This window comes from Paenibacillus sp. OV219 (assembly GCF_900110075.1).
Classification (GTDB): domain Bacteria; phylum Bacillota; class Bacilli; order Paenibacillales; family Paenibacillaceae; genus Paenibacillus_Z.
Window position 1 is genome coordinate 245,524 of the sequence record NZ_FOCJ01000002.1, and the last position, 21,349, is coordinate 266,872.

Annotated in this window: 17 protein-coding genes and 4 tRNA genes; 20 read left to right on the plus strand and 1 reads right to left on the minus strand. The window is 50.3% G+C overall.

The window, feature by feature from the left end; genetic code table 11:
• Positions 1-3 precede the first annotated feature (3 nt).
• The 20 genes from carA to BMY11_RS07000 all read left to right on the plus strand — a co-directional run bounded on the left by carA (position 4) and on the right by BMY11_RS07000 (position 20,682).
• Complete coding sequence (gene carA, locus BMY11_RS06910; protein WP_090573759.1) at positions 4-1,149, plus strand: glutamine-hydrolyzing carbamoyl-phosphate synthase small subunit; 1,146 nt, start codon at positions 4-6, stop codon at positions 1,147-1,149.
• Positions 1,136-4,354, plus strand: coding sequence for a carbamoyl-phosphate synthase large subunit (carB, locus tag BMY11_RS06915; protein WP_090573760.1), 3,219 nt, complete (start codon positions 1,136-1,138; stop codon positions 4,352-4,354). Before carA ends, carB begins: the two co-directional genes overlap by 14 nt.
• 94 nt (positions 4,355-4,448) lie before the next feature.
• Complete coding sequence (pyrF, locus tag BMY11_RS06920; protein WP_090573761.1) at positions 4,449-5,180, plus strand: orotidine-5'-phosphate decarboxylase; 732 nt, start codon at positions 4,449-4,451, stop codon at positions 5,178-5,180.
• Positions 5,181-5,825 carry an orotate phosphoribosyltransferase gene (gene pyrE / locus BMY11_RS06925; RefSeq protein WP_090573762.1) on the plus strand — a complete coding sequence of 215 codons (645 nt, stop codon included), beginning with the start codon at positions 5,181-5,183 and terminating at the stop codon, positions 5,823-5,825. It abuts the gene before it with no gap.
• Between the two features lie 300 nt (positions 5,826-6,125).
• Positions 6,126-6,560, plus strand: coding sequence for a DUF2089 domain-containing protein (locus BMY11_RS06930; RefSeq protein WP_256217340.1), 435 nt, complete (start codon positions 6,126-6,128; stop codon positions 6,558-6,560).
• A gap of 15 nt (positions 6,561-6,575) precedes the next feature.
• A complete protein-coding gene (locus BMY11_RS06935) occupies positions 6,576-7,760 on the plus strand; it encodes a DUF4097 family beta strand repeat-containing protein (RefSeq protein ID WP_090573763.1) in 1,185 nt (394 codons plus the stop codon).
• Positions 7,761-7,986: 226 nt separating this feature from the next.
• Positions 7,987-8,982, plus strand: a complete 996-nt coding sequence (locus tag BMY11_RS06940; RefSeq protein ID WP_256217342.1) for an ABC transporter ATP-binding protein — start codon at positions 7,987-7,989, stop codon at positions 8,980-8,982.
• A 4-nt stretch (positions 8,983-8,986) separates the two neighbouring features.
• Positions 8,987-9,817, plus strand: a complete 831-nt coding sequence (locus tag BMY11_RS06945) for an ABC transporter permease (protein WP_090573764.1) — start codon at positions 8,987-8,989, stop codon at positions 9,815-9,817.
• Positions 9,801-10,637: an ABC transporter permease gene (locus tag BMY11_RS06950; RefSeq protein WP_256217343.1), complete on the plus strand. Its 837-nt coding sequence runs from the start codon at positions 9,801-9,803 to the stop codon at positions 10,635-10,637. Before BMY11_RS06945 ends, BMY11_RS06950 begins: the two co-directional genes overlap by 17 nt.
• A gap of 124 nt (positions 10,638-10,761) precedes the next feature.
• Positions 10,762-11,439 carry an ABC transporter ATP-binding protein gene (locus BMY11_RS06955; RefSeq protein WP_090573765.1) on the plus strand — a complete coding sequence of 226 codons (678 nt, stop codon included), beginning with the start codon at positions 10,762-10,764 and terminating at the stop codon, positions 11,437-11,439.
• A complete protein-coding gene (locus BMY11_RS06960; RefSeq protein ID WP_090573766.1) occupies positions 11,405-12,475 on the plus strand; it encodes an efflux RND transporter periplasmic adaptor subunit in 1,071 nt (356 codons plus the stop codon). Before BMY11_RS06955 ends, BMY11_RS06960 begins: the two co-directional genes overlap by 35 nt.
• Positions 12,476-12,478: 3 nt before the next feature.
• Positions 12,479-15,394: an ABC transporter permease gene (locus BMY11_RS06965; protein WP_090573767.1), complete on the plus strand. Its 2,916-nt coding sequence runs from the start codon at positions 12,479-12,481 to the stop codon at positions 15,392-15,394.
• Positions 15,395-15,401: 7 nt separating this feature from the next.
• Positions 15,402-16,301, plus strand: a complete 900-nt coding sequence (locus BMY11_RS06970; RefSeq protein WP_090573768.1) for an ABC transporter ATP-binding protein — start codon at positions 15,402-15,404, stop codon at positions 16,299-16,301.
• Positions 16,302-16,307: 6 nt separating this feature from the next.
• Positions 16,308-17,861: an ABC transporter substrate-binding protein gene (locus tag BMY11_RS06975; protein WP_090573769.1), complete on the plus strand. Its 1,554-nt coding sequence runs from the start codon at positions 16,308-16,310 to the stop codon at positions 17,859-17,861.
• A gap of 141 nt (positions 17,862-18,002) precedes the next feature.
• The gene (locus BMY11_RS28765) at positions 18,003-18,167 is read left to right on the plus strand and encodes a hypothetical protein (RefSeq protein WP_177182534.1); all 165 of its coding nucleotides are present in this window, start codon (positions 18,003-18,005) and stop codon (positions 18,165-18,167) included.
• Between the two features lie 83 nt (positions 18,168-18,250).
• Positions 18,251-18,327: transfer RNA gene (locus BMY11_RS06980), tRNA-Met, on the plus strand.
• A 21-nt stretch (positions 18,328-18,348) separates the two neighbouring features.
• A tRNA-Ile gene (locus BMY11_RS06985) sits at positions 18,349-18,422 on the plus strand.
• A 25-nt stretch (positions 18,423-18,447) separates the two neighbouring features.
• Positions 18,448-18,533, plus strand: a tRNA-Leu gene (locus BMY11_RS06990).
• Positions 18,534-18,861: 328 nt separating this feature from the next.
• Positions 18,862-20,583 carry a P-loop domain-containing protein gene (locus BMY11_RS06995; protein WP_177182535.1) on the plus strand — a complete coding sequence of 574 codons (1,722 nt, stop codon included), beginning with the start codon at positions 18,862-18,864 and terminating at the stop codon, positions 20,581-20,583.
• Positions 20,584-20,608: 25 nt separating this feature from the next.
• A tRNA-Leu gene (locus BMY11_RS07000) sits at positions 20,609-20,682 on the plus strand.
• A 303-nt stretch (positions 20,683-20,985) separates the two neighbouring features.
• Here BMY11_RS07000 and BMY11_RS07005 read toward each other — a convergent pair.
• Positions 20,986-21,237, minus strand: a complete 252-nt coding sequence (locus BMY11_RS07005; RefSeq protein WP_090574413.1) for a YolD-like family protein — start codon at positions 21,235-21,237, stop codon at positions 20,986-20,988.
• Between the last annotated feature and the right edge of the window lie 112 nt (positions 21,238-21,349).

Sequence of the window (21,349 nt, forward strand, 5' to 3'; positions counted from 1 at the left end):
CGGATGCAAGCTAGATTGTTGTTGGAAGACGGCACACTGTTTACAGGACTCGGCTTTGGCGCTGAGGGACAATCCGCGGGTGAGGTTGTATTTAATACCGGGATTACAGGCTACCAAGAGGTGCTATCTGATCCGTCCTATTGTGGACAGATCGTGACAATGACCTATCCGCTAATCGGAAACTATGGCATTACACGCGATGACTTTGAAGCGGTTCGCCCTTATATTCACGGGTTTGTCGTTCGTCGTCACGAGCCAGTGCCAAGCAACTGGAGAGCGGAATACACGCTTGACCGCCTGCTGAAAGAGTATGGCATTATCGGAATTAGCGATATTGATACACGGATGCTGACTCGTAAGCTGCGTCACTTCGGTACGATGAAAGGTATCTTGTCAACAGGTGCTGAGCGTGTTGAAGAGCTTGCAGAGCGTCTGAACATCTCACAGCTGATGCACGATCAAGTTGCTCGCACATCGACGAAGAGCATCTTCTCGAGCCCTGGCGACCGCGAACGTATCGTGCTGGTCGACTACGGCGCGAAGAGCGGAATTCTCCGCGAGCTAACGAAGCGCGGCTGCGACGTTGTCGTTGTTCCGCACGACACAACAGCAGAACAAATCCGCCGCCTGAACCCAGATGGCATTCAATTGTCCAATGGCCCTGGCGACCCGAAAGATGTGCCGCACGCGGTGAAGATGATTCAAGAGCTGCTCGGCGAATATCCGATCTTCGGTATCTGCCTTGGACACCAACTGTTCGCACTCGCTTGCGGCGCTGACACAGCGAAGCTGAAGTTTGGCCACCGCGGTGGCAACCATCCGGTGAAGGAGCTTGCTACAAGCCGCTGTTACATCACTAGCCAGAATCACGGCTACACAGTGGTCGAAGAGTCGGTTGCAGGCACGAAGCTGGAAGTATCGCATATTAACAACAATGACCGCACAATCGAGGGTCTCAAGCATGCGGAATTCCCGGCATTCTCGGTTCAATATCACCCGGAAGCAGCTCCAGGACCTTACGATTCGAGCTACCTGTTTGATGAATTCCTGGATATGATCCGTACCCATAAGAAGAACAATCCGCAAAAACCGCGTCAAGCTGAGCTTGCTGCATCATTGAGAGGAGAACTGCAATATGCCCAGAAATAATAAGCTGAAAAAAATTCTCGTTATCGGATCTGGCCCAATCGTCATTGGGCAAGCAGCTGAGTTTGATTACGCTGGTACGCAAGCTTGCCAAGCGCTTAAGGAAGAAGGCTACGAGGTTGTTCTAATCAACAGCAACCCGGCAACAATCATGACGGACACGAACATGGCTGATAAAGTCTATATCGAGCCAATCACACTAGAATTCGTTTCACAGATCATTCGTCAAGAGCGTCCTGACGGCTTACTGCCGACACTGGGCGGACAAACAGGTCTGAACATGGCGGTTGAACTGGCACGCGCAGGCGTTCTAGAGAGCGAAAACGTACAATTGCTCGGTACGCAGCTGACAGCGATTGAGAAAGCGGAAGACCGCGACTTATTCCGCGATCTGATGCGTGAGCTGGAGCAGCCGGTGCCGGATTCGGTAATCGTAACGACGGTGCGGGAAGCGGTTGATTTTGCAAATGAAATCGGCTACCCAATCATCGTTCGTCCGGCATACACACTGGGCGGTACAGGCGGCGGTATCTGCGCGAACGAAACGGAGCTTCTGGAGACTGTTGCATCAGGTATTCGTTACAGCCCAATTAACCAATGCTTGATCGAGAAGTCGATCGCAGGCATGAAGGAAGTTGAATACGAGGTTATGCGTGATGCGAACGACAACTGTATCGTCGTTTGTAACATGGAGAACTTCGACCCGGTTGGCGTACACACAGGCGATTCCATCGTTGTAGCACCAAGCCAAACGCTGTCCGATCGTGAGTACCAAATGCTTCGTTCGGCATCGTTGAAGATTATCCGTGCGCTGAGCATCGAGGGCGGCTGTAACGTACAGTTCGCGCTTGATCCATACAGCTACCAATACTACGTCATCGAGGTTAACCCGCGTGTAAGCCGTTCCTCGGCGCTTGCATCGAAGGCGACTGGCTACCCAATCGCGAAGATGGCTGCGAAGATCGCAGTTGGTTATACACTTGATGAGCTCGTGAACCCGGTAACGGGCCAAACCTATGCAATGTTCGAGCCAACGCTGGACTACATCGTATCGAAGATTCCACGCTGGCCGTTCGATAAATTTACAAGTGCGAACCGTAAGCTGGGCACTCAGATGAAAGCAACAGGCGAAGTTATGGCGATTGGCCGTACATTCGAGGAATCCATGCATAAAGCAGTCCGTTCCCTCGAAATCGGCACACACCGTTTCCACTTGAAAGATGCGGTTGAGCTGAGCGACGATGTGCTTCAAATGCGCCTACAGAAACCGGATGACGAGCGCATGTTCCTCGTAGCGGAAGCGTTCCGCCGCGGTTACGCGCTGCAAGACATTCAAGATCTGACGAAGATCGACTGGTGGTTCCTTGACAAGATCGAAGGCATCGTCGCATTCGAAGCAGAGCTGCGCGCTGCATCCGTTCTGAGCAAAGAGCAGCTCTACGCAGCGAAGCGCAAAGGCTTCTCGGACCGTTCTATTGCGGATATTCGCCGTGAAGGCAACCACACGACAATGATCGATGAGTACGATATTCGCAAATACCGCCTGGAGCAAGGTCTCAAACCAGTTTACAAAATGGTTGATACTTGCGCAGCGGAATTCGAAGCGACAACACCGTACTACTACTCGACATACGAGGTAGAGAACGAAGTAACGGAAACAACCAAGGAGAAAGTACTTGTACTTGGTTCCGGTCCAATTCGTATCGGTCAAGGTATCGAATTCGACTACTCGACGGTGCATGCGGTTTGGGCGATTCAGAAAGCAGGCTACGAAGCGGTTATCATCAACAATAACCCAGAGACGGTTTCGACTGACTTCAGCACATCCGACCGTCTATACTTCGAGCCGCTCTTCTTCGAAGATGTGATGAACGTCATCGAGCAAGAGAATCCAATCGGCGTTATCGTACAATTCGGTGGTCAAACAGCGATTAACCTTGCTGCTCCACTGACTAAGGCAGGCGTTCGTATCCTTGGCTCAAGCCTCGAGAGTATCGACGCTGCCGAAGATCGCAAGAAATTCGAAGCTCTTCTGAACGAGCTGAACATTAAGCAGCCGAAAGGCAAAACAGTGACTTCCGTTGACGAAGCGGCTGCAGCTGCAGAAGGCCTCGGCTATCCAGTGCTCGTTCGTCCATCGTACGTCCTTGGCGGACGCGCAATGGAGATCGTATACTCCGATGAAGAATTGCTGACATACATGGTTCAAGCTGTAAAAATCAATCCAGAGCATCCGGTTCTGATCGACCGTTACATGCTTGGTAAAGAAGCGGAAGTTGACGCGATCTGCGATGGCGAGACGGTTCTGATCCCAGGTATCATGGAGCACGTCGAGCGTGCTGGCGTTCACTCCGGTGACTCGATCGCTGTATATCCGCCGCAATCGATCTCGCAGGAACTGCAGCAGAAGATGGTCGAGATTACGGACAGAATCGCGCGCGGCTTGAACGTCATCGGTCTTGTGAACATCCAGTTCGTTATCTTCCAGGATGAAGTGTACGTAATCGAGGTAAACCCACGTTCCTCGCGTACGGTTCCGTTCCTGAGCAAAGTAACGAACATTCCGATGGCGAACCTGGCAACACAAGCGATTCTTGGCACGAAGCTCTCGAGCCTTGGTTACTCGAACGGCCTGTGGCCGGAAGACGAGTATGTATCGGTTAAAGTGCCGGTCTTCTCGTTCGCTAAGCTGCGCCGCGTTGACCCAACACTGACGCCGGAGATGAAATCGACGGGCGAAGTTATGGGCCGTGACTATCAATATGCTAAAGCATTGTACAAAGGTCTGGTCGGTGCTGGTATGCGCATCCCGCCAACAGGCTCGATCATCGCTACCGTGTCGGACAAAGACAAGCCGGAAGCGATCGAGATTCTGCGCGGATTCTACGAGCTGGGCTACAACATTGTCGCAACTGGCGGTACAGCGACTGCGCTGGAAGATGCTGGCTTGCGTGTACAACGTGTGAACAAGCTAAGCGAAGGTTCGCCGAACATTCTGGATCTGATTCGCGAGAACCAAGCGCACTTCGTCGTGAACACATTGACGAAGGGCAAGACGCCAGAGCGTGACGGCTTCCGTATTCGCCGTGAAGCAGTTGAGAACGGCGTTGTATGTATGACATCACTTGATACAGTTCGCGCATTGCTGACTATGCTCGAAGCGATTAACTTCGCTTCGCGTCCTATGCCAGTACTAGCGAAGAAATAATAGAGATTACGGTCGTTAACGGTCGCGAAAGCCTGCCTACAAGCAGGCTTTCGCCATGCTCGTATAGCGAAGAACACGGGAAGGTGGAGCGGAAATGAGTCTAACGAGAGAGCAAGCGGCAGGCCGTATTATGGTCGCGCTGGATTATCCCGATACGGCTGCGGCAGAAGCGTTGGTATCCAGCCTTGAAGGAATTCCGTGTTACATGAAAGTCGGTATGCAGCTGTACTACGCAGCAGGCCCGAGCTTCGTCAAGAGCTTGAAGGAACGCGGCTACAAAGTATTCCTCGACCTGAAGATGCATGACATACCGAATACAGTCAAAGGCGGCGCGAACAGCATTACGAAGCTTGGCGTTGACGTATTCAACGTCCATGCAGCTGGCGGCGTCGATATGATGAAAGCGGCTATGGACGGTGTAGACGCTGCTCTTGCAGCTGATTCGTCGCTACAGCGGCCACTCGTCATTGCTGTAACACAACTGACAAGCACTAGCAGGGCGGTGTTGAACGAAGAGATTGGCATAAGCGGTTCGGTGCAGGATGCGGTTGTTCGTTATGCGCAATTGACGAAGCAAGCCGGACTTGGCGGCGTCGTTGCTTCCCCGCAGGAAGTGGAACTAATCAAAGCAGCTTGCGGCGATGAATTCCGCACCATCACGCCTGGCATTCGTCCAGCAGGTGCAGATGTGAACGACCAGACTCGTATTATGACACCGCGCCAAGCGATTGAAGCCGGCACAGATTATATGGTCATCGGGCGTCCGATTACAGCAGCTGCCGACCCGCGTGCAGCATTACAATCCATCATCGAGGAGCTGATTTAGTTGACAACAACTCTACAACAACTACCACGCGAAATCGCAAGCGGACTACTGAGCATCAACGCAGTTGCGCTGCGCCCGAATGAGCCTTTCACTTGGACAAGCGGGATGAAATCCCCGATTTATTGCGATAACCGTCTGACGATGTCCTATCCGGAAATCCGCGAGCTGATCGCGGAAGGCTTCGCGACCGTTATTCGCGAACAGTTCCCGGATTGCGAAGCGGTAGCAGGTATCGCAACTGGCGGCATTCCGCACGCGGCATGGGTCGCGCAGAAGCTGAACCTGCCGATGCTGTATGTGCGTGACAAGGCGAAGGGTCATGGCAAGACGAACCAAATCGAAGGCCATTTCAAGCCGGGACAGAAGGTCGTGCTGATCGAGGATCTGATCTCCACTGGCGGCAGCTCGCTGAAAGCAGCTGTAGCGGTTCGCGAAGCTGGCTGTGAAGTACAAGGCGTCGTAGCGATCTTCACTTACCAGTTCCCGCACGCAGTGGCGGCATTCGAGCAGGAAGGCATTCCGATCGCAACATTGTCGAACTACTCAGCGCTGATCGAAGTTGCAGCTGAGAAGGGCATCGTACAGAGCAGTGACGTAGCGCTGCTGCAATCGTGGCGCGAGAACCCGCAAGCGTTCGGCGTATAAAAGAAGAAGACCTGAAGCTGACCTAAGCTTCAGGTCTTTTTTTGTCGAGAATAGGATCTGTCGGGCTTTTTAGCGCTGCATGGAGTTCGTTACAATTTTTTATGAGCTAGATTTCGACTAATAAGGTGTTTACGATTCGTTAGCCGACGATGCATTACAGTCAATACTGAACTTTAAGCTTCATAGCCGATTTTACCTTATAAATCATAATATTAAATTTATAACTTGAATTCGTTTATATTTTGTTTTAATATAATCAATGTAGAGATTGAATAATTCAATTCACACTTGCATAGGGAGTTGATACTTCTGAAATATCCACCGCCACAGCAATGCCCGGTATGCGAAAGCAAGCTGACGATTCAGGAGCTGAAGTGCGATCATTGCACGACAGTGATTAGAGGGAATTTCGAATCGACCAGACTCGCTTCACTGAACGGGGAACAGTTGCATTTTGTCGAAGTGTTCTTGAAGGTACGCGGCAACATCCGCGAGATGGAGAAGGAGCTTAGCGTCTCGTATCCGACAGTGAGGAATCGGCTCGATCAGATCGTAGACACACTCGGATTCCAATCTTGGCCTGCAGCAGCACCAGCAGCACCAGCAGCACCAGCTGCGCCGCCCGAGCAAGCTGCCTCGGAAGATTCGCAACGGAAGCAGATTTTGTCGAAGCTGAATGAAGGCGAAATTACGGTAGAAGAAGCGTTGAAGTTAATCGGAGCCAGTAAAAAATAGGAGGAATGGTGAGCGATGCACGAAGAGCGGACGATGATTATTCGAATGATTGAGGAAGGTAAGATTACCGCGGAGCAAGGCTTGGCGCTGCTGGAAGCGCTCGAGCAATCACAACCACAATCTCAAGCTGCGCCTACGCTAGAGCAACAGGAAGATCAAGATGAAGAGCATGAGCTGTCCGAAAGTGGACAAGCTGCTGAGTGGACAAGCACCTTCGATGCATCCAGAATCGAGCGGATGGAATTTACCGCGTATGACGGTTCGATCAAATATCAAACCTGGGATGAATCATACACAGAGGTCAAGGTGACTTTCAGAGAGCTGAATGGGTGGAGTGTGCGGGCGCTGAACGAATGGCTCAATCAGTCAATCTTAGTAAGTCGAAGCGAGGAACGATACATATGGACGATGAAGCCGGCGGACAATGATCGTGATCGTGAACTAGAGAATGGAATTGTGATTACCATCCATGTTCCTGAGACGCAGAGCTTTGAGTATTTCAAAGCGACGACGATGAACGGAACTCTCAAGATCGACAAGCTGCTATCTGAAACGGCCGAGCTTACAACGAATAACGGTGCAATTAAGATGAATGACACTAGGCTAGAGAATCTTAAATCGACATCTATGAATGGTGCGATTAAGCTCGAATCTGGGATTATGGAAACGGCAGAGCTGAAGACGACGAACGGCAAGATTCACGTTAGTGGCAAGTACGAGAAGCTTAATTGCCATACAACTAACGGCAAGATTGCGCTGCATGATCTAATCGCGGAACAGGTTGACCTTCATACGCAGAACGGGAATATTGACGCGGCTGCTGCTTTTGAACAAATGGCTTGCAAGACGCAGAACGGGGCCATTAGTGTCCAAGTTCGAAGAAGCGGAGAGACAGAGCAGCGTAAAGAAACGTTCAATGGTGAACTGATGTCTGAACTGCAAGCTGAGACGCAGAACGGTGCAATCAACATTGTGTACGAGGAAGGCGTTATCGGCGTCTGCGGCGAGTTTAAATTCAGTCGGGGAAGAGCGAGCTGCATGCTGAACGGGGAGACGTTCGCTGATATGCAAGGTGAAGGCGATAACCAGACAATTGCTTTTCGCCAAGGGGATGAGGAGTACCACCGCCTTGACGTAACGACGTCTAACGGGGCGATTCACGTGGAGACAATCCCTGTAAAAAACCTGTTGCCATCCTAATAAATGGATGCTAACATGTTACATTAAACGGAAGGGTTTCTAGGGATCCGCGAATGGGCGAACCGAGCGAAACCGGCTAACGACGATAGTCAAGCTACACCGTAGGGATAAAAGACCTTCGGCAAGTTCCGCCTCAATTGACAGGCGGTGCTCGCAGAAGGTCTTTTTTGTGTTATTCGCTGAAGTGGCACCGCCGAACGAGGAGCAGACAGGGGGAGAAACAAAGATGGCAATGGTAGCACTTCAGACACATGCACTTAGCAAAAGATTCTCGGTTAAACAGAAACGCGCAGGATTAACCGGCAGTCTCCGCTCTCTGATCAAGCCGGAATGGGAAGAGAAAATTGCGGTGAAAAGCATCGACCTGACGGTGCAACGCGGCGAGATGGTCGCTTTCCTCGGACCGAACGGAGCAGGCAAATCGACGACGATCAAGATGCTGACTGGCATTCTGCATCCATCCTCCGGTAAAGCGGAGGTGCTCGGTCTGACGCCTTGGCGCGAACGAACGAAGCTGGCTTACCGAATTGGCGCCGTATTCGGGCAGAAGTCACAGCTGTGGTATCACCTTCCGCCGATCGACACCTTCGATCTGATCAGCCGCATCTATGAGCTGGACCGTAGCGAATACGCGGCTCGGCGGGATGATCTTATCGAACGCTTCGAGCTTGGACCGTATTTGAACATTCCTGTTCGTAAGCTCTCGCTCGGTGAGCGGATGCGCTGCGAAATCGCAGTATCCTTCCTGCATCGTCCGGAACTGCTCTTCCTCGATGAGCCAACGATCGGCCTCGACGTCGTCGTGAAGCAGCGTATTCGCGAGCTCATTCGCGAAGTGAACAAAGAAGAAGGGATGACGGTGTTTCTGACATCCCATGATGCCGGCGATGTCGAGGAGCTGTGCTCGCGAGCGGTCGTGATTCATCATGGCGGTATTTTGCTCGATGCGCCTGTAGATCGGCTCAAGCGGGAAGTGCTGAGCCGCAAAATCATTTCACTCACCTTGGCAAATGGGTTTCACGCAGCGATGCTTCCGAGCATGATTGGCACGGAGGTTGTGCAATCAGAGGGCAGACGCGTGAAGCTCGCCGTCGACTTGCGGCAAACGGAGATCGAAACGGTGCTCGGCAGCTTAATCGGTCAGTTCCGCCTGGAGGATGTCACGGTTGAAGATCCGCCTATGGAAGAGATCATCTCACATATTTATGGATCGGGAGGTTAGCGCTATGAATGTTCATCAAAGTAGTCAGCTTGGCACCTGGTCCCTGAAAGGACTGAAGGTAGCAGCTGTCGCGCGCATCACCTTACGGCAGCAGCTGGCGTACAAGACCGATTTTCTCATGCGATCGACGTTTCTGCTGCTCATTCTGTTCGTCTTCGTTCAGCTCTGGGGCGCGGCTTATGAAGGTGACACGACACGGGTGATCGATGGGTACACGTTGAAGCAGATCATCTGGTACCTCGTCTTCACAGAAGCGATTACGATGGCGGTTCCAGCGTTGTGCGGAATCGTGGAGAACGAGGTCAAGAATGGTGATATCGCCATTCGGCTCATACGGCCGTTATCGTATGTCGGGTATCATTATTCTTCCTATATGGCGGAAGCGATCTTCCGCTTCTTCATCCACCTTGCGGTTGGCAGCATCATTGCATGGACGTTCGCTGGGCCGCCGGCATTCGGGTTTGGCTGGTCAGGTCTACTCGCATTAACGCTTGGAGCGATCACGATTGCTTTTCTGCTCAATATGATTGTGGCATTATGCGCCTTCTGGGTCGAAGAGACGAGAGGGATGGAATTCGTTCTCCACAAGCTTCAATTTACGGTCGGAGGGATGCTGCTGCCGCTCGATCTGATGCCGGAATGGCTGCAGCGGATATGCGCTTGGATGCCGTTTCAGGCGATGTTGTATTTTCCGGCGCGGACCGCTGTTAATTATGGCGAAGTGAGCGTGTGGGAGCAGTTCGGCATACAAGCTGCATGGATTGCTGTACTGGCTGCTGCCGTTATGATGATGTACCGGAGAGGAGTGGCAAAATTGCATGTCAATGGCGGATAACAATCGTGAGAATGAGCGACAGAGAGGTTCGAGCAGCTGGGGCACATTGAAGTTTCTGCTTACCTGCTGGAAAGTGAATCTCGCTTCTGCGATGGAATATAGGCTCAGCTTCTTCATGCTAGCCGGCATGATGTTTATCAATAACTTCATGTGGCTATTCTTCTGGAGCTTGTTTTTCAGCCGGTTTCAGGTTGTGAATGGCTGGGAATTAAACGACGTGATGATGCTCTGGGCGATCGGAGCAGGCGGGTTCGGCTGGACGAATATGCTGTTCGGCAACTTCAACCAAATCGCTCCAATCGTCGCCGGCGGACAAATGGATGTTTATTTGACGCAACCGAAGCCCGTGCTCTTGCATGTGCTGGCGAGCCGGATGTCGCTGACCGCGGTCGGGGATTTCTTGTTCGGCTTGACCGTCTTCGCATGGGTTGGCGATCATTCGGTGCGAGGTGTACTTTTGTTCACAGTCAGCCTGCTGATTAGCGGCTTATTGATTATGGCGGTCACGATGGTCGCTGGCTGCTTCTCCTTCTATGTAGGGAATTCCGAGGGGATTGCGAGGCAAGTATTTAATAGCTTCTTGGCGCTATCCACGTATCCGTCCGATATCTTCCGAGGGTTCGCCAAGGCGCTTCTGTTCTCGATTATTCCGGCAGGATTCATCAGTTATATGCCGATTGGGCTGCTTCGGGACTTCGATGCGGTATTTGTCTTGGAGGCTGTCTCCATCACAGTGGGCTTCCTGGCGGGAAGCATTCTCTTCTTCCATCAAGGCTTGAAAAGGTACTCGTCCGGCAATGCCATCACTCTGCGGGGTTAAGATTGGTACTTAATGAAATTTTTATCAAAATCGGTCGCTTAGGCGTGTAACCTTAAGGAGGTTCGATGCGTCTAAAAGATAGCTAGATTAGAGTTTTCTAATCGGAGAGGGGGTTAGATAAAGAATGAATGCAGAGCCTCTGCTCAAGACAGATTCCGTTTGGCGGACATTTCAAGTTGGTGGTCAGCCGCTGCATGTATTGAAAGGCATTGAGATGGAACTAAGACCGCAGCAGCTTGTCATGCTTCGCGGACGCTCGGGCTCTGGAAAAACAACGCTGCTTAATTTAATCGGAGGTCTGGATACGCCTACCAAAGGTCAAATTATGTTCAAGCAGCTCCCCTTCCACGCGATGAGTGACGACGAGAGGACGAAGGTGCGGCGCAAGGAGATCGGCTTTATTTTTCAAGCGTACGCGCTCATGCCGCTCTTATCCGCATATGAGAATGTCGAGCTTAGCTTGCGAATGGCAGGCGTGCCAAGCAGTACTTGGAAGGGACGAACCCAGCAATGCCTTGATCTTGTTGGGCTGTCGAAGCGGATGCATCATCGGCCCTTTGAGCTCTCCGGCGGGGAGCAGCAGCGCGTCGCCATTGCGAAAGCGATTGCCCACAAACCGAGCTTGCTGCTCGCCGATGAACCGACTGCGGAGCTGGATTCCCAAATGTCTGCGCAAGTGATGTCGCTCTTCCAGACGATTATCGAGACTGAACAAGTGACAATCTGTATGACTACACACGATCCTACAATTCTGGAGGTTGCCGATCATGTTTACGAAATGGTTGACGGTTCGTTCCTCTAAGGCTGCGGTAGCTATTGTTATAGGCGCCTCGCTCCTGATGACGACAGGCTGTTCGCTGCTGCCGGATGAAGATAATGAGGAAGTACTGCCTGCAATTGTGCCTCCGCAAATTTCGAAGAAGCCGGAATATGAAGTAACGACTGCGACGATTGAAACGAAGAAGACCGCAATTGGGAAGATGATTTCGCAGAAGGAAGAGACGCTTTACTTTACTCTCGACGGTAAAAGGCTGAAGGAGCTTAACATCAAGGCTGGTCAGAAGGTGACCAAAGGCGAAGTGATCGGCTCCCTCGACGTCGATGATTTGCGCAAGCAGCTGCGTACCGATACATTGCAGTTTTCTCGGGATCAGGTGCAGATGAAGGATACGCTGCGCAAGAAGGATGAGATGGACCCGACCGAGTTTGAGCTTGCCAAGATCAGCTTCGAAGAGAAGCGCCAGCATCTTGTCGATTCGCAAGAGGAGATTGATAAAGCGGTGCTGATTGCTCCATTCACAGGTACAGTCGTTGCACTGAATGTAATGAAGGGCGATTTGATTAAAGCCTATGATCCTATCTGTATCATTGCAGATACGAGCCAGCTAACGGCGGCAGCGGTCATGACAAATGAGGAGCTGAAAGGCGTGTCGGTAGGCATGCCGGTTATCGTGGACATTAACAACGCCGGCCAGATGAAAGGTGTCGTTGCGCAGCTTCCGGTTCAGAAGGAGCAGGGCAGCGGCGGTGAAGGTGGCGGCGGCAATGGAGGGCAGCGTCCGGAACGGCCGGAGGATTTTCTCATTGTGAAGCTCGACAGCCTGCCGAAGAGTGTGACACGCGGAACGCCGCTGTCCGTCTCCATCATTATGAACCGTAAGGAAAATGCGATTGTTATCCCTCCGTCTGCGCTCCGCACCATTAGCTCACGTACGTATGTGCAGGTGGTGGATGAGAAAGGCAAGCACGAAGAAGACGTTGAGGTCGGCCAAATGACGGCTACGCAGGTTGAAATACTGCGAGGGCTGAAGCCGGGGCAGAAAGTCGTAGGGCGTTAACGTATGGGGATGCCGTTATTTCGATTTCTATTACGGAAAATGTGGAATACCAGATGGCTCACGTTAAGCTCGCTTGTCGGGTTAATCATTGCTGTCGCATTCGCAACAAGTATCCCGATGTATGCGGACGGTGCGCTGAAGCGGGTTGTCGCGCAGTCGCTGAAGGATGAGAGCGGTGGATTGCCGGCAGGCTCTCTCTTAATGCGATATCAGGAGACGGAGACGACTGACGTCAAGGCGCTGACTGAGGTGAGCCGATATGTGCGGGAGGATGTGCCGAAGGAGATCGGATTCCCGTTCGGTACGTATGTGCAGAGCTATTCGATCCGAAGTGCAGAGCTCACACCTGTTGATCCGACTAAGGTCGATGCGAGCCGTGTGCGGAAGATGGCGCTGACGGCGATGTCCGGGCTCGACAAGAAAGTTGAGCTGACGCAAGGACGCTGGTATACAGACTCGGCCCTAGCGGATGATACGGTCGAAGCGGTAATGATGCAAGAAGCGATGTACCAAAGCGACGTGCATATTGGAGACGTGTTCGAGTATCCAATCTATAGCGGGCTTAATCTGACGCTTCATGTGAAGATTGTAGGTGCCTACAAGCCGCTCAATGAGACCGATCCGTACTGGTATCAAGGGCTGGAAGGCATGATGAGCACGCTGCAGATCGGGGAGAAAGCGTTCCAGCAAGGGCTGCTTGAGGATCGCAAAATCCCGATGCACACCGCGAACTGGTTCTATGCCTTTGATCTGAGAGACATTCAAACGAGCCAGCTGTCACCGCTAGGGAAGACGCTCGACCGACTCAATATTGAGCTGTATCAGCGACTCCAGAAAACGCGAGTCGAGATTTCGTTCGCGAAGCTCCTCGGCGAGTTCAAGAAGCAGAGCTTGCAGCTGCAGCTGCTCCTGTTCACGCTGGCAGCGCCAATGCTCGCGATGGTGTTCTACTTCATCGCGATGAATGCAAGGCAAGCGCTGGATAAGCAGCGCAGCGATATTGCGGTTCTGCGGAGCCGGGGCGCAGGAACGCGGCAGATCTTCCGCATTTACTTCGTAGAAGGACTGCTGCTTGGCATTATCGCGCTTATTATCGGGCCGATGCTCGGCTGGTTTATGGCGAAGAGTATTGGCTCCGCTAATGGTTTTCTCGAATTCGTCAATCGGAAGTCGCTTCCGGTTGGATTTTCTACGGAAGCTATCGTAGCTGGTGTTGGCGCAGTTGTGCTGGCGCTGCTTGCGACGATTATTCCCGCTATTATCTATGCGAAGGCGTCTATCGTCGATTACAAGAAGCAGCTTGCGCGTTCAGACCGCAAGCCGTTGTGGCAGCGTTGGTATGGCGATGTGCTGCTCCTCGCTGTGTCCGGCTATGGCTGGTACTTATTCAATGAACGGCAGATGATTTCGTTCAAGAGTAATTTAACGACAGATCAGCTGAACGTGCAGCCGTTTCTGTTCTTCGTGCCGGCGCTTGCGATATTCGCAATGGGACTCTTCTTCCTGCGTGTATTTCCGTGGCTATTGAAGCTGTTCAATTGGATCGGCCGCAAAGTGCTGCCTGTTCCTTTATTTCTGACGCTAACCCAGCTGTCCCGCTCATCGAGAGCGTACTATCCGCTTATGATTTTGCTCATCTTAACTCTCGGCCTTGGTGTCTATAACGCTTCGGCTGCAAGAACGATTGATCTGAACTCCACGGAGCGAACGCTCTACAAGTACGGAACAGATGTCGTGATGCAGACGGTGTGGGAGGGTAGTGCAGAGGTGCAGAATACTGGCGGCTCTGGCTCTCAAGGCGGTGGCAATGGCGGTAGCGGCGGTCAAGGCGGAGGTGGAAATGGAGGAGGAAGCGGCGGAAGTGGAGGCGGTTCAGGCGGTTCAGGTTCCGGAGGGGGCAGTACGCCAGTCCCGACGAAAATTGTCTATTCTGAACCACCTTTTGAAGTATTCCGTACGTTGACCGGAGTTGAAGCGGCAGCCCGCGTGTTACAGACGAAAGCCAACATCTTGGTAGCTGACAAGTCCATTGGACAAGGTACATTAGTGGGAATTGATAATGTCGATTTTGCCAAAGTCGGTTGGTTCCGCAATGACCTGTATCCTTCTCATCCGTATTCCTATTTGAAAAACTTAGGCCTTTATGAACATGCAGCTATTGTCCCTTCCAAGGTAGCAGAGAAGTATCAGTTGAAGCTTGGCTCTCCAATATCGGTGGGTTTGCCGGACGGTGTGATTGATTTCGTCGTCGTCGGTATCGTCCCGTATTGGCCGAGTCAGTATCCGGATCAATCGCCATTCCTGATCGCGAATCTCGATTATATCTACGACCAAGTGCCAATGATCCCTTACGACGTGTGGCTCAAAATGAAGCCAGGCGCGCTAACCGGGCCGATCATGAAGGAGCTTGAGAGCAAAGGCATTGAGCTCGCGAATGTGCAGGATGTGCGGATCGAGCTTGCTGCAGAGTCGAAGCATCCGACTCGGGGCGGTGTGTTCGGCATTCTAAGTCTCGGTTTCCTCGTCTCGATCATCGTGTCGCTGGTTGGCTACCTGCTCTTCTGGTTCTTCAACCTGTCTGGGCGGATCGTTCAGTTCGGTGTACTGAGGGCGATGGGGCTGTCTCGCAAGCAGCTCACTGGAATGCTCTTGCTCGAGCAGCTGTTTACAGCGGGGCTGTCTATTGGGCTTGGCATTCTCATTGGTAAGATTACGAGCTTGCTGTTCCTACCCTTCCTGCAAACGACGGATAATGTGGCGAACTCTGTTCCGCCATTCCGGGTCGTGTTTGAGGCAAAGGACACGACGCAGCTGTATATCGTCGTCGGCTGTATGATGCTGATGGGCGCGCTGCTCATGCTCGTTCACATCCGCAGATTGCGTGTTCATCAAGCCGTGAAGATGGGAGAGGAGCGGTAGCAGCATTATGATTACGTGCGAAGGACTTGTAAAGATTTATAAATCAGACGATCTCGAGGTCGTCGCGCTGCAAGGTCTTAATCTACACGTGCGGGACGGAGAGATGATGGCGATCATCGGCAACAGCGGAAGCGGGAAGTCGACGCTGCTCAATATTCTCGGCGGCTTGGATCGTCCGTCTGCCGGTCAGGTTCATGTCGGGCCTTGGGATTTGCTAAAAATCACAGAGGAGCAGCTTGTTGCGTACAAACGTGATACGGTCGGCTTCATCTGGCAGAGCAATGCTCGCAACCTGCTGCCGTACTTGACAGCGCTCGAGAATGTGGAGATGCCAATGATGCTGTCCTCTCGGCTTGACCGCGCCTATGCGAAGCAGCTGCTCGAATGGGTTGGCTTGAAGGAGCGGATGCATAACAAGCTGCATCAGCTCTCCGGTGGGGAGCAGCAACGGGTTGCGATTGCAATCTCGCTTGCGAACCGGCCGAAGCTGCTGCTTGCAGATGAACCAACCGGTTCGGTAGATACGGTGACGAGCGATCTCATTATGGATATTTTTCGCAGGCTGAACCAAGAGCTTGGCATCACGGTCGTCATCGTAACGCATGATTTATCACTCGCTAGCAAGGTTGACCGGGTGGTGGCGATTCGGGATGGGCTAACGAGTACGGAGTTTGTTAAGAGAAATCCGAACCTGGATGACGTTCAACAGCGCGGGGACGGAGTTGGCCTCGGCGAGGGTGAAGGTGGCATACATTCGATTCATGAGGAGTATGTTGTCGTAGACCGCGTGGGCAGGCTCCAAATCCCAAAAGCGTACTTAACCGCACTGCAAATTACAGATCGTGCATCGATGGAGTTTGATGGGGAGCGTATTATCATTTCACCGCCTAAATCATTGGAGGGGTAAACGAACATGGAGAGAAGAGAGAATCGTAAGCGAGTCGTATGGAAGAGGTCAGCAGCGGCTGCGGTCAGCGCGCTCATGCTCACGTCTACGCTAGCGGCGTGTACGAAAGGGGATAGCGACAGTGATGCGGATCGGCATGTTCTCCGCGTCGGATTTATGTATTCAAACTCGGATAATGATCCGTATTTGCGCCAGCAGTTTACGGACAGCTACGAGCTGCTGCACCCAAACATAGATATTGAGATCGTCTCCGCAATCAACTATGACGAACAACGATTCGAGGAGCCAGATCCGAATAAGAAGCAGCCTGATCCTTATGAGAAAATGAAAGAGATGCTGACAGGCAGCAACCCTGCAGACGTCGTTATCCTCGAATCTACTTATCTCAAGCGCGCAGTACAGGATAACCTGCTTAAGCAGCTTGATCCCATCATTCAAGAAGATGAGTTTGATATCGACGACTTCGTTCCGACGGTCATCAATGGAATCAAGGATGCTGGCGATGGATACTTGTATGCACTCACGCCGACATTTAGCGGTTCAGCACTCTTTTACAATAAGAAGCTGTTTACGGAGGCAGGTGTTACGCTTCCAACGGATAGCATGGAATGGCCTGATGTTATTGCGCTGGCGAAGCGCCTCGCTAAGGGAGATGGCAAAGAGCGCAAGTTCGGGCTTGCCTTCAACCGCTGGGGAGGCGACCCGTTCTATGATTCCCAGAGCTACGCAGCTCCGCTGCAGCTGAAGATGTTCGATAACAAAGCGGAGAAAATGACTGTTGACCAGCCGCAGTGGCGTAAAGTTTGGAATGATCTGGCGGGCTTGTATAAAGAGAAAATCGTGCCGTCAGCTGAAGATCTCAATAATGGGGGCGGAGGACCACGACCGCTTGATGATTCAAGTAAAGATGTGTACGATCCGTTCCAAGGCGATTTGTTCATTAACGGGCGCCTTGCCATGACTGTAGCGGGCTATGACTATATTAACGAGCTGTCGAAGCTGAAAGATTACGCTGCCAAAAATCCCAACAAACCAGTTATCGATTGGGATGTCGTAACAGTGCCACAGTTTCAGGAAGCGCCAGGCATCGGCGGAAATATCTATTTGAGCAATCTAATGGCGATTAACGCGAAGGCGCAGAACAGCGAGGACGCGTGGGACTTCATCCGCTTCAATAATAGCAAGGAATGGGCGAAGCTAAAGTCGCGTAGCACGTACGAGATGGTATCCCGTAAGTCGTTCCTGAAGCCGAAGGAAGGGATGAGCTATAATATTGGCGCGTTCTATGCACTGAAGCCGGTACCGGCTCAGGATGTTGAGCTGGATAAACTGTATCGCGAACGTCAGAACCTGTACCAAGTGCAGAACCTCGCGCAGCCGCTCTTCCAGGAGGTCATTCAGGGCAAGAAATCGGTCGAGGATGCATTGAAGGAATGGCAGACGAAAGGCGACGCCATGCTGCAGAAGATCAAGGATAACCCGAATGGCCCGCTTGATCCGGTTGACGGCGGCGGTGTAGGCGGGGACGTGTATGTGAATCCAGGTGGCGCTAAAGGATAAAGTTTAGAAGCTTTGCAATGATTACAGGAGCCGCATCGGTGCATTTACGCCGGTGCGGGTTTTTATCGTTTTGGGGGTGAATGCTTGATTTTCCGAAATTCGGGTATCCTAGTCAAAACGGCAAAGAAAGGAGCGAGGCGCATGAAATGGATCTATTGGGGGAAACTGTACGAGACCAAGTTTCAGGCAGGCTGCTTAGTAAGACGGATGGAGAATGATTGGTGGGTGTACGGTTACGAGTGTCCTCAAGAAATCGAAGTGTTCCGGTCGCGCAAAGGTCGATTTGGTGTTCGATTCCTCCCTTAGAATATTAAGGCTTGACTAATACTTGCCTCATATAGTATATTAATTCTTGTCGCCATTGAATGTTTGAAGTGAATTGATGTTATCGCGGGGTGGAGCAGCTCGGTAGCTCGTCGGGCTCATAACCCGAAGGCCGCAGGTTCAAATCCTGCCCCCGCAACCAACCTTTCGATTATCATCGTAAGGGCCCTTAGCTCAGTTGGTTAGAGCGGTCGGCTCATAACCGATTGGTCGGGGGTTCGAGTCCCTCAGGGCCCATCATTTCCTCAACCATAACTTTCATGCCGGGGTGGCGGAACTGGCAGACGCACAGGACTTAAAATCCTGCGGTGGGTGACCACCGTACGGGTTCGATTCCCGTCCTCGGCATCCTACAAGAAACCTTGATGAATCAAGGTTTTTTTATTTTATACAACAACGCTAATCATGCACGAGTCCTGTGATACCTGTACACCAAACAGGATTCGAATGATATATCCCTTTTTCGTGACTTGCTCAAACAAGCCGAAGGAGGGATTTTTATTTTGAAAAGAAAACGAGTAAGAATAGTCGCAACAATGCTGCTATTGACTGGAAAGATTGCAACGGGCAGGATAGTTCAGATATAAACGTATTGAACCTATTCTACTTATAATAATTATTGTTATGATGTTACTTAAAGTGGAAATCTAAATTGTAGTTATAGAGGTGAATGACTATGAACAGGCTCATCAAATTATTAAGTTCTTGTGATCTCTCCGATGTTACTTCATTAAGAGTCTTATATAAAAACGATAACGTTTATTCATACAATGGAGTAACTATAGTCTGTAGTGAAACGCATAAATCAAAACCCGAATATGTAAAGTTTACGGTTCAGTTTCCTGTTGAGATGTTAAGCCTAGAAAACCGGAATAGATCTTTAGATGCATCAACAGCCGACTATTGTTTGCGGGCTTTTGTTTCTCTTATCGAGAAGATAGATTTGGAACAAGAGCATAAGACGGGGAAAGAGAAATTCTCAGGCAAAATATTTATACATGAACCTAACCAAAAGGTAATTGTCCGCAATAGCTGTTTTTTTAAAGATGACATGCTGAATATCACGATGGTAATCCGTTTCCCTGTGCACATGATGGAGAAACGGAATGTTGTTGCAGGTAAATTATCAGTAAAAATTGTGAGAAAGGAATTAGGAAAGGCGATTAGAGATTTTGTTGACTTCTTCGACAATGATACATGCGTTCTATTTAATACCGTGTATAGAAGACAAATGGAGATCCGAAGTTTATTGCAGGAGCGGAAATTGGTATGTTTTATAGCCAATAACAGTGTTCTCCCGCGGGGGAAAGGAGAAAAACCGCTAGGCGATGCCGTTCCCTTTATTTCCCCAACTGAAGATGAGATCGAAATTACATTATCAGATGGCTTTGTTGTTAAAGGAATGGGGATTGCCGAAGGCGTAACCGTTATAACTGGAGGAGGTTATTCTGGGAAAAGCACGCTGTTAGACAGTATTCTTTCGGGCATATACAATCATGTTCCTGGGGATGGGCGTGAATATTGCATCACCGAAGAGAGAAGCTGCAAAATCATTGCAGAGGATGGACGCAGTGTATCTTCCCTGGACATTACACCTTTTATACGGGATATCCCGCATTCCAATACCAAGGCTTTTAGTTCCTATCATGCCAGTGGAAGCACCTCACAAGCTGCCAATATTATCGAGGCTGTTTCATTTGGATGCAAAGCATTGCTGATAGATGAAGACAGAACAGCAACTAACTTTATGATACGTGATTCCCGTATGAAACAAATTATTCAAGATGATCCCATAGTTCCTTTTACAGATCGTGTCCGTCATTTGTATAACAAATCGAGTGTTTCGACAATTCTTATTATTGGTGGAACCAGTGAATATCTGGATTTAGCTGATAATGTGTACATGATGAAAAACTATACACTGCATAACTATAATAGGGAATTAATGCCGTTCAAGCAAAATACGTTTGAATTCTACGAAAGAGAAGATGAACATGAGGTGCGGTGGAAGGTAGAGAGATGGGTGAGAACGGACTCGCTTTCCTCCTTTAAAAGAGATGCAGAGAGTAATCGGATCTTTGAATATATGTATGTCGACAATAATACGATTCATCTGGGAAAAGAGACGGTGGATGTTTCTCGCTTGGATACGATAATTTCACAGCAGCAAATAGCGACTATTGCATTTATACTCCGATATTTGGCTACCCGGACGAAGGAACCGAAATTTAATCTTTATCGTTCCGTTCAAGAAGTATTTGCCCTTCTCTCTGAACAAGGGCTTGATGCCATATATTCAAACAGTTTTGATATCCCTCATGATTTGGAGCTACCTGCATTGCACGATGTTATGTTTTCTTTTTCCAGAATGCGGTTGCCGGTGTATGTGCTAGTATGACTGATGCTTTGGCACATGCCTGTTCAGCGAACTGGCAGACGCACAGGACTTAAAATCCTGCGGTGGGTGACCACCGTACGGGTTCGATTCCCGTCCTCGGCATCCAACAAGAAACCTTGATGAATCAAGGTTTTTTTTATTTTCACGTGGTGTATGTACTTATATTTAAACCATATAATCCTGTGCGTTTAAACTTACCACACAGGATATTCGTAAAAGCTATTACCTCCTTTGCAATATCTGACTAAATCAGATATTGCAAAGGAGGTATTTTTGTTATGCGTATCACGAAAGTTAACGACATCCTAATGCAATTGATTCAATGGTGCGTTGAGCAAGGCGCTTTATCCGATAATCCCTTGGGTGTTTTTTTCAATCGAGATGAAGTCCAGTTAACTCTATTTAATCCCTCGGATAATTCATACTCATAATATCCATAAATGGAACCTTCTCTTCTCCATTTGATGTATTAACGTGTACTTTGCCTGTTCTAGAGTCCATTTTGACAATCTGTCCTCGTACGGTATCTTCCCATCCCCACACGCTCAATTCGATTGTTGAACTGTCATGGAATGCTTCTGAAAGTTGATTACCTAACTCCTCTAATACAAACTCATCTCGCGTAGGACGTTTAGGAATTTTTGATTTCGCCAATATAATCATACCTCGCTTATTTCTTCTGTCATTACTCCGAAATTTCCCTAATCCCAAGAGCAGGAGATGTAGATAAAGTGAAACCCATCGACTATGATAATCGATGGGATGT